Consider the following 15,382-nt stretch of genomic DNA (forward strand, 5'->3'; position numbering starts at 1 on the left):
CAAGTACAGCACAAATATCTTGCTGGGCACAGCCTAGCATAATCCTACAAAGATGAGCTCAATTTATTTGATTAAATCACTATTTAGGTTATGGAATTGATTGAATCAATATCAATAGCGGCTATTTAGAGTAGTATTGCAGCGCTGCCTTTTTACCAAGCAGACGCTCTATTAAAACGTCCAGTTTATCATCAGATTTTGTGGCATAAAAAGTTAGTGGGAGTTGCTTGCCGTCCTTAGTATGGTTCAACGGCTTTGATAGACTACTATCTGCCCCACTATTGTCTAAATAACGCCCCTCTGTTTCATTATCAGAGCTTGCAGACATTTGATTTGCCACCAACAGTTGCTTGACTCGCTCAGCAATCGCTTGCCCAGAATCCACTACCTGTATCGATAATTGCTGCTGGGCAATCTCTTCTAATAAAAACGCTTTAAAAAACGGATAATGCGTACAGCCTAGCACCAACTGATCTACCCCATCATTCGCAAATGTGTGTAGCTGCTGGCGTAAGCGTAGCGCTGTGTCATCCTGTTCTGGCATCCCTACTTCTACCCACGGCACCAGTTGGGGGTCAAAATACTTGATGACTGCCGTGTTATTAGGGTGAGCAAAGTGGTTGATAACCTCATTAAGCAATGACCCATTCAAGGTTGCCTTAGTCGCCAATACCGCCACACGGCCACTTTTACTCGCCAGTACTGCGGGTTTCAAAGCCGGTACTAAACCTACGATGGGCAGCTGAGGATAACACCGCCTTGCGGTCTCCAACGCGTAGGCTGAGGCACTATTGCAAGCAATGACGATGAGTTTACAGCCCTGCTTATACAGCCACTCTACTGCCGTGAGGGTCAAGGCTTCAATATCATCACTATCACGACTGCCATAGGGTACATTTAGGGTGTCGGCATAATAAACATAACGCTCGGCAGGTAGCTGCTGGGCTAAATGGAGATAAATGGATAAACCACCAATGCCAGAGTCAAACAACCCTATTGGGGCGCTGCGGTCTTTATTTATCAAAACCTTCTGAACAGCAAATTTATTAATATCTGCTTTATTGGCCCCTATTTTTGCCGTGGTAGTCTTCTTCAAAGCCTTGCCACTCACAGTTTCTGTCCCTTTTTCAACCACATTGCTGGCGTTACCTACGATAATATCCATCGTTACGCTACCGCTACTTTTATATACATATCATCATCTTAATACGAGTTAGCCACTGATAAGTGCGTTAAATACGATGCAGCGTGTAGCTAGCGAATCGTTCCGTAAAAAATTATAGTACCTATACAGTGGATTGCAACGAATAAATTGCTGTTCATCAGTTGCTTTAAATGGTTCCTCTAAATAGTGACGGACCCTTAGTTGGCTGGCATCGACAGCTGATAAGACTTACCACCACTTTGTAAGGTGAGAGTCGTCTCGCCGTTTTGTTCGGTCAGCTCGCCAATTTCGGTCAAATGATAAAAAGTATTGCGACCGATAAGTGCGGTTAAACCATTTCTCACAGGCATATAAGGCCGTACTTGCGCCTCGACTGCGGCTTCCTGATTACTGTACGTCTTTAACATGATGGGGTGCTTTTCATCTAGCCGTAGCACATCACCTGTCGTTGTCGTAAACTCCAACCAACTGGTATCGCCTTCATAGACTATACCCACATCGTTGATCAGTAATGGCGCGTCCTCGACTTGGATACGGATTTTTTGTACAGGTGTCTTTAAGAAGTACTCAGTCTTGCCCTTATTTTCTTCTTTCCATAAAATAGTGGCAAACAAGCTCACCAATGACTCACGGGTCATCTGTCCTCCTTCATGCCACCATTCCCCATTTGCCTTTATGACTAAGTCCATATCCGCCACATTCTCAGGGTGCCACTTTTCTAGTGGCGGTATGGCACGACCTGCCCGCTCACCGGCAGTAGACTTTAGATAGTGACTGAGTGCCTCCATACTATTTAGGTTGGATACCTTGTCGTTTGGGGAGTTAGCCACACTGTTATCATTTTCCGTGATGCTTTTATTATCGTTATTCATCTTGTCATCCTTTACCTAGTGTTCAAAGTTTGGCAAATCTATTATTACTATAAATTTTAGTTTCGGGTATGATGAAACCATATTTCGTCAATACCCTTATTATCTTGAACTTACCTTAACACCGATACTCATAAATGCGTATCGTGTTTGTAAGACTTTTCTTTTATAATGAGTAACGATTTTTTATTGAATTGGTCAAGTGGGTGTTGTGTTAATGACACATTTTACGTCATAGGTTGATGTCTTTAAATAATTGACCTTAACAGCAACGTGGTCAACTGGTGTCACAAAGGCAGTTTTTATCGGGCAGCCATATGTCTGAGTAGCGTTAGCGCCGCAAATCTATTATTTAATTGTTAAGCTAATGATGCCCTGAGATAAGCCACTAAAAGTTTAGGAGTAGGTATGCAAGAGCAAGACAATCAAAAGCCAGTTATGGATGGTGACACTGTGAATACGGGCACGCCAGTAGCAACAGAGACAGCAGAGCCAACAGCTGCGACTCAAGAAGAGCAAATAACTGAAACAGTTGCTGCGGAAAAAGCGCCAGAGCCAGTAGTAGAGCCTGTCGCACAAGAGCCTGAGATCGAACGTGAATCAATGGAGTTCGATGTCATCATCGTCGGTGGTGGACCTGCTGGTCTCTCTGCTGCCATCCGTCTACGTCAGCTCGCTATTAAAGCTGGCAATGATGAATTTATGGTTTGTGTGGTTGAAAAAGGCTCTGAGTTCGGAGCGCATACCCTGTCTGGCGCCGTCATCGAGCCACGTGCTTTGAACGAGCTGATCCCAGACTGGAAAGAAAAAGGCGCGCCACTTAACGTGCCAGCAACCGAAGATCGCTTCTACTACTTAAACTCAGCCACGCGCTCTACCAAAGTGCCTGATTCATTAATTCCAGGTCCGATGCACAATAACGGCAACTATATTGTCTCGCTGGGTAATGTGGTTCGCTGGTTGGCCGTACAGGCAGAAGAGCTTGAAGTCATGATGTTCCCAGGTTTCCCTGCCGATGATATCTTGTATAACGACGATGGTTCAGTCAGAGGCATCTTAACAGGCGATATGGGTGTGGCCGCTAATGGCGAAGCGAAGCCTAGCTTTGAGCCTGGTTACGAGCTACTGGCCAAGTACACCATCTTTGCCGAAGGCAGCCGCGGTCATTTGGGCAAGCGCTTAATCAGTCGTTTCGGTCTTGATAAAGACTCTGACCCTCAGCACTATGGTATCGGTCTAAAAGAGCTGTGGGAAGTTGCGCCAGAAAAACACGAGCAAGGTGTGGTCATGCACGGTCTTGGCTGGCCATTAACAGAAACTGGCTCTACCGGTGGTTGGTGGTTGTACTTTGATGAAAACAACCAAGTAAGCTTTGGTCTGGTCGCTGACCTGTCTTATCACAACCCATACATGTCTCCATTTGATGAGATGCAACGCTTAAAAACGCATCCTGTCATCAAAGAGGTGCTAGAAGGCGGTAAGCGTATTTCTTACGGCGCGCGTGCACTGACTAAAGGTGGTTTGAACTCATTACCAAAATTCACCTTCCCAGGTGGCGTGTTGGTCGGTGATGATGCTGGATTTTTGAACCCAGCCAAAATCAAAGGCACCCATACCTCGATGAAGTCAGGCATGCTAGCAGCCGAAGCTATCTTTGAGGCACTGCAAGCAGATCGTCAACATGACGAAGTCGTTGCCTATAGCACGATGTATAAAGAGTCATGGCTCTATCAAGACAATTACGAGTCGCGCAACTTCTCACCTGCGATGCACCGTATGGGCCAGTTCATGGGTGGCGCTTTTATCTTTATTGAGCACAACCTGCTAAAAGGTAAGATGCCATTTACCATACATGACAATCGCCCAGACTATGATCAACTAGAACGTGCCAATCATGCTTATCAACCAACCTACCTAAAGCCTGATGGTAAATTGGTATTTGATAAATTGTCATCGGTCTTTATATCTAACACCAACCATGCTGAAGATCAGCCGACGCATTTAAAATTGACCGACCCGACGGTACCTGTATCAATCAACTTGCCCTTGTATGCTGAGCCAGCACGTTTGTACTGTCCAGCTGGTGTCTATGAAGTGGTAAAAGACGCTGAGGGCGCCAAGTTCGTCATCAATGCCCAAAACTGCGTCCATTGTAAGACCTGTGATATCAAAGACCCTTCGCAGAATATTACTTGGGTCACACCAGAAGGCGGCGGTGGTCCTAACTATCCAAACATGTAAGTCGCAACTGCGATAATGCTTGTTTTAAGACAGTAACAGCACGCCAATAAAAAGCGCCCTTCTTTTATATAAAAGAAGGGCGCTTTTTTATACTGATATGTTTAACCATCAATGTGGATTTTTCAGCTTAATCCGTCCAAGCATCACGATTGGCTTCATCTTTTAGCTTCACAAAATCATCAGGGTCAAATTTGATTTGATCGCCTGTTTTGCCTTCTTTTACTTGACGCTCATAGTCACGCAATATTCTCAGCGCCACAGGAGACAACATTAAAATAGCCACTAAGTTGACCAAGGCCATCAGTCCCATCGATAGATCGGCGAAGTTCCAGATCGCTGGCAGACTGGCAACAGCACCAACAAACACCATGCCCAGCACCATAAAGCGGAATATCATGATCATGACTTTGGCATTTTTGGTGCCAGAGATGAACTCAAGGTTCGATTCACCATAACTATAGTTAGCAATGATGGAGGTAAACGAAAAGAAGAAAATAGCAATCGCGACAAAGATAATACCTAAGTCACCAACATACTGCGATAAGGCCAACTGAGTGAGCTGAATACCCTCTTGCTCAACATTTGGATCGACCACACCAGATAAAATAATGATTGACGCAGTTGCTGTACAGATAATAAGGGTATCCATAAACACCCCCAGCATTTGCATAAACCCTTGCACAGCGGGATGATCAGGATGACTCTTCGCCGTTGCTGCAGCATTCGGTGCTGAACCCATACCGGCTTCATTCGAAAACAAACCACGCTTGATACCGTTGATCATGGCCTGAGCAATACCATAACCAATAACCCCGCCCGCTGCTTGCTCAAAACCAAACGCTGACTTTACAATTAACACAATCGCTGCTGGGAACTGGCTAAAGTTAGTGACGATAATAAATAAGGCCAATAAAATATATAAAATCGCCATGATGGGTACGATTTTACCCGCGATACGCGCGACCGAACGTAAACCACCGAAGACCACTGGCGCAACTAGGGCCACCAAGACCGCGCCCGTCATCCACGTTGGCACCCCAAAGGCTTCATTGGTCGCTTGGGCAATGGTATTTGACTGTACACCGTTGAACGCTAAACCAAAAGCCACGAGCAGGCACACTGAGAAAAATATGGCTAACCAACGCTTACCGAGACCTTTTTCAATATAATAAGCAGGTCCACCGCGGTAGACATTATCATTGTGTGGGACTTTGTACGCTTGTGCTAAGGTGGATTCGATAAAGCTGGTCGACATACCAACGATCGCTGTCATCCACATCCAAAATACCGCCCCTGGACCACCGAGATAAATCGCAATCGCGACCCCGGCCAGATTACCGGTCCCAACGCGCGCCGCTAACGATGTCATCAAGGCCTCAAACGAGCTGATACCACCATCTTTACGCCCTTGATTGGAGACACGTAACAATTGCCACATGTGACCAAAATGACGGAACTGGATAAAGCGTGTGACCACGGTGAAATACAGGCCAGCACCAATCAGTAAGAACATTAACAGTCCGTACCAAGGATTACTCGCGATCAACCAATCATTGTTTCCCCAGATAATACCAACACCGTAATTTACAATGTTATTAAACCAACCTGCTACCCCTTCGCTCATACGGACTCCTCATTTACCCTTTATATATCTTGCTTGTATGTCTTATTGATATCGTTGTCGCCCAATTCTAACCTTAAAAACGCGTACTTAAAATGGCGGAGATCAAAATGTCACGTGCATTCTATAGTTATAAGGTTGTTTACAACCATCACGTTTGGTTATTAACTCAGTAATTTTATTTATAAAATAAATGTTACTTACACTTGATATCCTATAGAATGTATTGAGTAACAATTTAATAGCACAAACTAGACCGTTTACGTACTATCACCATGATGTCAACGTCTAATGTGGCAACTTACATACTAATTATTATAAAAAACTTTGATTTATATGAATAATTTTTATGTTTTATTGTTGATAAAACGATTTTATCAATGTTAGTGTAGATTAACCATTCAGTAATCTGCATGAATGGTGAAAGCATTAAAAACTTTAAGATGCTTGTCAGGAAGACAAGATTGTGAAAAAGACAGCGGACTGTCCTACCTCCTCTTTCTTCCTAGATAAACCCTGTGCCTTTTACATGGCAGTCTTAATAAAAGTGACCAATGCGATACCTGACTATTGAGTGATTGTTTGCAAACACAACAGGTTAAATACGCGTGTTTATAGTTACCCATTAAAGGTCTCACTGTTTGTAACTCTTACTTTATAAAGCAGTACCTATCTATTTTTTATGACAATTTAAGTAATAAAAAATAGCCAAAGCCTCTCTCATATTGTTGTTTGTGTTAACGCTGTTGGATTACTTGGTATTGGCTGTCTATCAAGCAAAGTTTTTGCTGTAGAGATAATGTCGTCGCAATCGATAAGTGCCAAATCGTCGTAATTTATTAGGGTTAGACCAACAATTGTATTTTAGGTAGACAAAAGGAGTTGTCCTATGGAAAACCACAACGATCCATCCGGTTATTGGCGTGCCAATGTCCGTCTCATTTTAGGCAGCCTGATTATTTGGGCGCTATGCTCTTACGGGTTTGGAATTTTATTACGTCCTCTTTTAGCAGGTATTAGAATCGGTGGGACCGATTTGGGCTTTTGGTTCGCTCAACAAGGATCCATTGGGGTATTTATCATTTTAATTTTCTTCTACGCTTGGCGTATGAATAAGTTAGATAAACAATACGGTGTAGACGAGGAATAGCCCCATGAGTCAATTTACGATTAATATTATTTTTGTAGGTCTATCTTTCGCTCTCTACTTCGGTATTGCGATTTGGGCGCGTGCTGGTTCAACAAGTGAGTTTTATGTTGCAGGCGGCGGCGTGCATCCCGTTGTGAATGGTATGGCAACCGCTGCTGACTGGATGAGTGCCGCGTCATTTATCTCGATGGCAGGCTTACTTGCTGCTGGTGGTTACGGTGCATCAACGTATTTGATGGGCTGGACGGGTGGTTACGTTCTACTCGCCATGTTACTTGCGCCTTATTTACGTAAGTTTGGTAAGTTTACCGTTCCTGATTTTATTGGCGATCGCTTTTATTCTAAGACCGCCGCTATGATCGCAGTGGTTTGTTTGATTATCGCATCGACCACTTACGTTATCGGTCAGATGACGGGTGCTGGTGTTGCTTTCTCACGCTTCTTAGAAGTTGAAAACACGACTGGTCTTATCATTGCAGCTGTTGTGGTCTTCTTCTACGCAGTCCTTGGTGGTATGAAAGGGATTACTTACACGCAGGTTGCGCAGTATGTGGTTCTTATGATTGCTTATACCATTCCTGCAGTTTTCATCTCACTTGAGTTGACGGGCAATCCAATTCCAGGTTTGGGTTTATTTTCAAACCATATAGAATCTGGCGTTCCTATCTTGACCAAGCTCGATCAGGTAGTGACTGATTTAGGTTTCACAGCCTACACCGCTGATGTCCCTAATAAGCTAAATATGGTGCTATTTACCTTATCGCTTATGATTGGTACAGCTGGTCTACCACACGTTATCATTCGCTTCTTTACCGTCCCTAAAGTGGCTGACGCTCGCTGGACAGCTGGTTGGACGCTAGTGTTTATCTCACTTCTGTACTTTACTGCGCCTGCAGTAGGTGCTATGGCGCGTCTAAACCTTATCGACACTATCTATCCACAAGGTGTCGAAGAGCCTGCTATCGACTATGATCAACGTCCAGACTGGATGAGAACGTGGGAAGACACGGGCCTTATTAAATATACTGACCTCAATAATGATGGTCGTATTCAGATGTATAACGACAGTGGACTTGGCGCTGCAGAAACTGCATTAGCCAGTGCACAAACTGAGGGCGGTGATGTGGCTGCCGCGACTACCGCTGTTGAAACAGCACGTGTCGCACATGATCTAGAAGTTGACGGCCGCTTTGCCGATGCAGGCTGGGCAGGTAACGAGCTTGATGTCAATGCTGATATCTTAGTACTGGCCAACCCAGAGATTGCCCAGCTTCCACCATGGGTTATTGGACTTATCGCAGCAGGTGGTCTAGCCGCAGCACTATCAACAGCCGCTGGTCTGCTACTGGCGATATCCTCAGCCATCAGTCATGATTTGATTAAACGTAATCTTAATCCAAACATTAGTGATAAAGGTGAGCTACTAGTCGCACGTATCACCATGAGTGTCGCGATTGTCGTGGCTACATGGCTCGGTATTAACCCACCAGGGTTTGCAGCACAGGTGGTAGCATTAGCATTTGGTATCGCTGGTGCCTCACTCTTCCCTGCGCTAATGATGGGTATCTTCTCTAAACGTGTTAACAATATTGGTGCGATCGCTGGTATGCTGACAGGTTTGATTAGTATCTTGGTTTATATCTTTGTCTTTAAAGGCTGGTTTTTCATCAGCGGTACGGCAAACTTCCCTGATACAGCCGATTACTGGTTGTTCGGTATCTCGCCATTATCATTTGGCGCGATTGGGGCATTGTTGAACTTTATCGTAGCGTTTATTGTTTCGTATGCGACTAAAGCGCCGCCGTTACATATCCAAGAATTGGTAGAAAGCGTTCGTTCGCCACGTGGCGCTGGTGGAGCCATCGACCACTAAGCTTCCAAATGATGATATATTGTCAGTTACCATATATCACTCACAGGCAGTAGCTGCTTGTGAGTGATTTTTTTATCTCCTATTTATTATAAAAGTTTTTGAATTTTTGCTTTATTCAATGTGCCTATCGTATTAAGGAAGATTTTATGCTTTTTGAGTTTATCGCTACCATAGCTGCTGCATTTGGTATGGCTGGGCTGGCACTAATCATAACTCATCTCAGTAAACTGGCAGGCAAACGCGCACCCAAATGGCTGATCCCTCTATTTGCGGCTATCGGCATGTTTGCCTTTCAAATACACCAAGAATATAACTGGTATGGTCAACAAGTAAGTAAGCTACCAGAAGGCGTGCAAGTCGTAAAAACCGCGGAAAGTACCGAATGGTTCCGCCCATGGTCATATGCTAAGCCACAAATATTACGTTTTATAGCTGCCGATGTTGGCAACGCCACTGTGCAGGTCAACGACCCAAATATATACTTGGTCAATTTGTATTTATTTGAACGGCGTAGAAGTGTGCAAAAAGTGCCACAAGTCATCGATTGCAGCATCCCTGCACGCGCAGATTATGTGTTACCCGAAAAAGGCAGCCAGCTTTCGATTGATGAACATGTGAAGCAAACAACAGCATGGCGAGATTTGGCGACCGATGATCCATTATTCACCAGTATTTGCACTGATAAAAACTAGCAATGCCATAAGCGTGAGCAATAGATCGATCTTGAGACATCACGATGAGAGCGGTTCTATCAAATTTTATATGTTTGGGGCATTTAATAGCGCTGTGAATTTGCTGAATAAGTATGCTTTGAGTTAGCTCCTAACAGTAGTCCGGCGCACAAACCACCAAAGTGCGCCGCAAATGAGATGCCTTGTTGGGGCATTAGTCCTTGCTTGATAGTCAGCCAATAGCCAGTCCCCATAATAATACAGGCCAATAGATACCCCCAGCGACGAGCAAACACGGCGCCGCCTATCATGTAACCGAGCATCGCAAAACACAGTCCTGAAGCACCAATATGAATGGAAGATGGTGAGCCAATCACCCAAGTGACCAAACCAGAGGCGACAATCAGCTTTAGCACAGTACGATACGCATTTTTTTCAAACAAACCAAACAAGAATAAGATTTGTAACAACGTGACAGTATTACCAAGTAAATGCGGAAAATTGCCATGCATCGTCCACGAAGCAAACACCCCTATCAGACTGCCCACATCTAAAGCACGCGGGACAATACCAAAAATATTCCACAGTCCAAACAGCGCGACTTCATTTAATAAAAACATACCCCACATGGGTATTAATACAAAAGCATATAAACCAATCACCTGCTTTATTCGTATCACAATCAAGCTGAATAACTGCTGCCAATTCATACCACACCTTGTCTTTTTGTGAATGACCTTCTTGTTGCCCTACTTTTTTTAGAACCGCCTTAATGACTCACGGCAAAAAGGGGCCGCTCTACCGGTGTAAAAGCCAACAAGGACACATCTTTATCCGCCGTTAAGTAACTGTCGCCGTGTAGTAATGATGTCGAATGATAAGGAACCAAGGCAGTAGGAATGAAGCTACGTGCTGCATCAATATGCTTGATCGAGTCATCAAAAAAAATGTGGGGAGCAAACGTTCTCAGTACTGCTGTTTTTTCTAGGCCACCTAAGAAAAACGCCATATCGACATTGACTCCCCATTCTCGTAGTGTCTTGATCGCACGTAGATCAGCGGGTGCGTTACGGGCGGTCACCAATGCAATCTTTACTGGAGAGTATTTGAGACCGGCTGGCAGGCGCTCTTGTAATTTTGATAGCTTAATCAGTAACTCCGCATAAGGGCCTTTTTCGATGGGTAAGTCACGCATCTGCGTTTCACGATCATGAAAGGCGCGCAGACCTTTTTGCTTATAAAGTAGCTCGCCTGAATCATCAAATAGCACCGCATCTCCATCAAAAGCAATGCGCAGCTGATTGGTATCTAACTCATATGTGTTTACAGGCGTCGCATCGAGTATCGCGCAAGCGCAGATATTAGCGTCAGCAACTTGCTGCGCATCATCACGGTTGGTGGTTAAAAACAAGTCAACGTTGAAATCTTGAATATAAGGCGCAACAAGGCTGCCTGAAATAAACGCTGATCGTGAAATGTTCAGCCCGTGTTCAAGAATCGCGTTAAGTACTTGGATACCCGTATCTGGACTGCTTTTTGAGACGATAACGACTTCTACTAGTGGGGCTTCCATCTCTAACTCTGTGCCCTCTGTATTACAGTAGTCATTTAGATTGAGCAGTGCTTTGATCAACGGATAGCCAGCACCAATACTTAAAGGATCGTTTTCACGCTCGCTCATGTAGTCACGGAACTCTTTAATAGCGCTGGTAGGTCGCTGCTCTAAGAGCTGCAATAAATAGTTTTCTGACTCTGTTAAGTCAAAAAGCGCGGTTGCAGAAATCGCGACTATTAGCGTGTTACTAAAATCGACTGCCATGTATCTTCTCTGCCTATCATGTTATCTATACGAAAGTATCTACCAGTTTACTACATTCACCCGCCTTTAGAATGCTAAGAAAAGTTATCACTGTGCAATATAACTTAACCGTACAACGATGCTTAAACTTGAGCAGACAAAGTAACAGCTCAAAGTGTCTTTATTATTTTTATATTGTGATGAGCAGTCTAGCCTCTAAACCAACTTATCGCTTTCCCATAAAAAAGCCACATTGTGATGAACACAATGTGGCTTAAAACATAGATAAATTGTTAGACAACGTCTTACCGACTCTTTAGACTTTCTTTTATCGTTAGCCCTTACGCTAACAACACTAGAGATATGGCTGGGAACGCAACCAAAATAACCAGACGAATCACATCAGAGACAATAAAAGGCGCCACCCCGCGAAACATATCAGACAGTTTAATGTGCGGCGCCATCGCTTTAATGACAAAGATATTCATCCCCATGGGCGGTGTGATCAAACCAAGCTCTACCGTCAACACCGCAATAATACCAAACCATACCGGATCAAACCCTAAAGCAACTATGATGGGATAGACCACAGGAATGGTAATCACTAACATCGCTAAGGCATCCATAAACAGCCCAAGCAAAAAGTACATAATCAAAATACAGATGAGTACCACCATCGGACTGACTGCGAGTGTACCAATCCAAGTCGCAAGCGAGTAAGATAAGCGAGAGACTGAGATGAAGTAGCCCAACGCCTCTGCACCCAGCAGCATAAAAAACACCACCGCAGATAGTGCGAGCGTTTCAATGAGCGATTGCTTCAATCCTTTCATACGCATGCCTTTGGCAAAAGCATAAGCCCAAGAAACAAAAGCACCTACAGCTGCCCCTTCTGTTGGGGTAAATAACCCAAAGAAAATACCAGCAATAATCACAATAAAGATAAAACTAAAGGGTATCAGACCAGTTAATGATACAAGCTTTTCTTTCCAAGGCGTAGACTCACCGCGACGCGCTAAGTGGGGCTTCCAGCGCACCATGATCATGACCGTGATCGAATACATCACCATGCCAAGCATACCCGGTAAGAAGCCAGCAATGAACATATCACCAACAGATTGCTGCGTTAAGATGGCGTAGACCAGTAAGGCAATACTGGGCGGAATCATGATACCCAGCGTACCGCCAGCAGCAAGGACACCGCAGGCAAAGCCTGGCTGGTAACCGTACTTCTCCATCTGTGGTAAGGCAACTTTGGTCATGGTAGAAGCGGTAGCGAGAGATGAGCCTGAAATAGAAGCAAAGATACCAGAGGAGCCGATACCAGCAATACCAAGGCTTCCCCTCACTCCACCAAATATGGTTCGGGTGGCTTCAAACAGTTTGCCCGCCATACCCGAATGGGTGGCAAAGACCCCCATTAAGATAAATAAAGGAATGGCACTAAAGTCATACTTGGCCAAAACATCGACTGGGATGTCTTTGAGCATTTGTAGGGCGCCGCTAGGGGCGGTGACGGCGCCAAATCCAACGAGACCCACACCTAACATCGCAAGCGCGACGGGTACACGTAAGACGACCAGTAAGATCATGACGATTAAGCCAATTGCACCGATAATTTCTGGACTCATGCGCCTGTCTCCTCGGCGTCAAAGAACTCGCCTGTCTTAAAGATATTAATAGATTCGATCAGTGAGCGAATGGCGAGCAACAGGCTTAAAAAGGCACTGATGGCATAAATGGGCATCATGGATATACGCAGATCTTGGGTGACTTTGCCGTACTCAAGCGCGTCAATGGCACTCTCATAAAGACCCCAAGTAAAGACAACGCCAATAAAGAAGAAGCCAAGCATAAAGAGGCCCATCAAGTAGCCTTTGATAGACTGAAGCATTTTCTGGGTAAAGACGTCGACGATGATTTGTGAGCGCTCGACGAAAGCGGCAAAGGCGGCCAGCAAAGCAAACAGCATAAAGTAGGAGACAATCTCCACACCCCCTTTGACCGTAAATCCAAGCTCACCACCAGTGAGCTTGAAGATGTAGCGGGCAGTCACGTCTAACATGGTGGTTAGGACGATAATGATAAGGCTGATGCCACCAATAAATTGGCACAGCCTTGAGATGAGGGTACTAAGTTTTATTAAGAATGTCATACAGCGCCTCCAAAGGGTTATACCACTTTACAGGCGGCACTGGCAGCTTTCGCTTTTTCATAGACACTATCAGCGTCTAGACCCAAAGCATTGACATCACTTAGATATTTTTGTGTTCCTTTTTGCAGCGGTCCTTTCCAGTCTGGATCGTTTAGGGGATCAGGTATTTCAATGATTTCATCACCTTTATCTTTGGCAGCTTGTATGGCCATTTGGTCATGTTTATCAAACACTTCACCAACTTTATTGGCCAGTGCCATCCCTGAGTTTTTATCCAAAACTTGCTTTAAATCATCAGGTAAACTTTCATACTTGTCCTTATTCATAGTGACCATAAGTGCCGAACTATAAAAAGGGATATTGGTGTGATACTTAGTGATCTCGTCAATCTTAAAGGCCGTTACCGCCTCCCAAGGGAAGCTTAGCCCATCAACGACACCGCGCTGTAGCGAGGTATACATATCATTGGCAGGTAATCCGACAGGTGATGCACCAGCACTTTCAATAATATCACCAGCAACCGCAGAGGGCCGGCGGATACGCATACCTTTCATGTCTGCTGGTGTTCGAATCAGCTTATCCGTCGTATGAAGCGACCCAGGACCCGCACCATACATGAACAAAAGGTGTGTGTCCTCATACTCACTAGCAAGTGTGCCATCATTATAAAGGGTTTGTAGCATACAACCCATTTGGGTGGCTGAATTCGATAAGCCCGGAAGCTCAGTGATCTGAGTCAAAGGGAAACGACCATTGGTATAGCCATGAGCTTGTGAACCAATATCTATCGTTCCTTTCGCAGCAGCTTCATAAGTAACATCTGCTTTGGCAAGACCCGCTGAAGGATACAGCTCTACTTTTAGGCGACCATTAGAGTCAGTCTCTATTTGTTTGGCCCAAGGCTCAAATACTTCTGTGCTAATAGAGGAAGTTGCTGGCCAAAAGTGAGAAAAACGTAAAATAGTGGGATCTTGAGAGGTCGCTGATGAGCCATTAGCAGTACTAGCCGATGGATTAGAACAGCCTAAAAGACTAATAGCTGCTAAAGCACCTATTGAAAAAAGAGGAGCTAACTTCATTATCAATTCCTTTTGATAATTATGAGAATAGAAATAACACTTATATTTAGTGCTTTAAGCCACTAACATGCTGTTATATATAATCAGCTAATACTTCCATGTGGTTAGCTTTAATAACATACCATTTAAAATTATCAGTTAAAATGATATAAGTCAAATCATTTTAAAAATATATTTATGCGAGTTTTAGGGCCGGTATGAATTTTATTCAATAGATTTAAGCAAAGAAGTGACGTTCAAACTAAACGTTCAAATAAGGAGCGGTAGAAAGCAGTTGATTGTGAAAGCTCCGAACAAACCGCCTACAAAGAAAAGCCCCCTCCGCGTTAGCGAAGAGGGCTTTTACTTAGAATAGAGAGCTGACGATGACCTACTCTCACATGGGCGAACCACACTACCATTGGCGCTACGATGTTTCACTTCTGAGTTCGGGAAGGGATCAGGTGGTGCCATCGTGCTATTGTCGTCAGCAAAGGGGGTTAGATATGAGTCTGTTGTTGTATTTATTGACATCAAGTATTAGCTTGTTGCCGATCAACTTGTAACCTAACTGAATCAAGGTTAAAGGTGATATCGAAATATATTTCTTCGTTATGACCACTACAGTCATACAAGATAGATTAATTAGACTTGGTATACAAACCACTTGGGTGTTGTATGGTCAAGCCAAACGAGCAATTAGTACAGGTTAGCTACACACATCGCTGTGCTTCCACACCCTGCCTATCAACGTCCTAGTCTTGAACGGCTCTTTAGGGAA

The 15,382-nt window shown here is 44.3% G+C and carries 12 protein-coding genes and 2 rRNA genes; 4 read left to right on the forward strand and 10 right to left on the reverse strand.

What is annotated here, in order from left to right:
- Positions 1-121: 121 nt before the first annotated feature.
- Together murI and DVY93_RS06870 are read right to left on the reverse strand one after the other, a co-directional pair.
- A complete protein-coding gene (murI, locus tag DVY93_RS06865; RefSeq protein WP_230709920.1) occupies positions 122-1,165 on the reverse strand; it encodes a glutamate racemase in 1,044 nt (347 codons plus the stop codon).
- Positions 1,166-1,362: 197 nt separating this feature from the next.
- Positions 1,363-2,037, reverse strand: a complete 675-nt coding sequence (locus tag DVY93_RS06870) for a DUF1285 domain-containing protein (protein ID WP_230709922.1) — start codon at positions 2,035-2,037, stop codon at positions 1,363-1,365.
- Between the two features lie 600 nt (positions 2,038-2,637).
- Here DVY93_RS06870 and DVY93_RS06875 point away from each other — a divergent pair.
- Positions 2,638-4,275, forward strand: coding sequence for an electron transfer flavoprotein-ubiquinone oxidoreductase (locus DVY93_RS06875; protein ID WP_193004708.1), 1,638 nt, complete (start codon positions 2,638-2,640; stop codon positions 4,273-4,275).
- Between the two features lie 127 nt (positions 4,276-4,402).
- Here DVY93_RS06875 and DVY93_RS06880 read toward each other — a convergent pair whose 3' ends face one another.
- Entirely contained in the window at positions 4,403-5,899 is a 1,497-nt protein-coding gene (locus DVY93_RS06880) for an alanine/glycine:cation symporter family protein (protein WP_230709924.1), read from the reverse strand.
- Positions 5,900-6,785: 886 nt separating this feature from the next.
- Between DVY93_RS06880 and DVY93_RS06885 the strand changes: the two genes are divergently transcribed.
- From DVY93_RS06885 to DVY93_RS06895, 3 genes are all read left to right on the forward strand, one after another.
- Positions 6,786-7,046: a DUF4212 domain-containing protein gene (locus DVY93_RS06885; RefSeq protein ID WP_193004696.1), complete on the forward strand. Its 261-nt coding sequence runs from the start codon at positions 6,786-6,788 to the stop codon at positions 7,044-7,046.
- A gap of 4 nt (positions 7,047-7,050) precedes the next feature.
- Positions 7,051-8,919, forward strand: a complete 1,869-nt coding sequence (locus DVY93_RS06890) for a sodium:solute symporter family protein (protein ID WP_230709926.1) — start codon at positions 7,051-7,053, stop codon at positions 8,917-8,919.
- Positions 8,920-9,065: 146 nt separating this feature from the next.
- Positions 9,066-9,611 carry a hypothetical protein gene (locus DVY93_RS06895; RefSeq protein ID WP_230709928.1) on the forward strand — a complete coding sequence of 182 codons (546 nt, stop codon included), beginning with the start codon at positions 9,066-9,068 and terminating at the stop codon, positions 9,609-9,611.
- An 83-nt stretch (positions 9,612-9,694) separates the two neighbouring features.
- On the opposite strand, the gene DVY93_RS06900 is transcribed toward DVY93_RS06895, so the two are convergent.
- The 7 genes from DVY93_RS06900 to DVY93_RS06930 form a co-directional block, all read right to left on the reverse strand.
- A complete protein-coding gene (locus DVY93_RS06900; RefSeq protein WP_230709930.1) occupies positions 9,695-10,300 on the reverse strand; it encodes a rhomboid family intramembrane serine protease in 606 nt (201 codons plus the stop codon).
- Between the two features lie 59 nt (positions 10,301-10,359).
- Positions 10,360-11,409, reverse strand: a complete 1,050-nt coding sequence (locus DVY93_RS06905; RefSeq protein WP_230709932.1) for a 5'-nucleotidase — start codon at positions 11,407-11,409, stop codon at positions 10,360-10,362.
- A gap of 320 nt (positions 11,410-11,729) precedes the next feature.
- The gene (locus tag DVY93_RS06910) at positions 11,730-13,019 is read right to left on the reverse strand and encodes a TRAP transporter large permease (RefSeq protein WP_230709934.1); all 1,290 of its coding nucleotides are present in this window, start codon (positions 13,017-13,019) and stop codon (positions 11,730-11,732) included.
- Positions 13,016-13,543 (reverse strand): TRAP transporter small permease, encoded by a 528-nt coding sequence (locus DVY93_RS06915; protein ID WP_230709936.1) that lies wholly within the window; start codon positions 13,541-13,543, stop codon positions 13,016-13,018. The genes DVY93_RS06910 and DVY93_RS06915 overlap by 4 nt, the downstream gene beginning before the upstream one ends.
- 17 nt (positions 13,544-13,560) lie before the next feature.
- Positions 13,561-14,622, reverse strand: a complete 1,062-nt coding sequence (locus DVY93_RS06920; RefSeq protein WP_230709937.1) for a TRAP transporter substrate-binding protein — start codon at positions 14,620-14,622, stop codon at positions 13,561-13,563.
- A gap of 357 nt (positions 14,623-14,979) precedes the next feature.
- Positions 14,980-15,093 (reverse strand): 5S ribosomal RNA (gene rrf / locus DVY93_RS06925).
- Positions 15,094-15,279: 186 nt separating this feature from the next.
- A 23S ribosomal RNA gene (locus DVY93_RS06930) occupies positions 15,280-15,382 on the reverse strand; the annotation flags it as partial.

This window comes from Psychrobacter sp. CCUG 69069 (assembly GCF_021023115.1).
GTDB classification, from domain to species: Bacteria; Pseudomonadota; Gammaproteobacteria; order Pseudomonadales; family Moraxellaceae; genus Psychrobacter; species Psychrobacter namhaensis.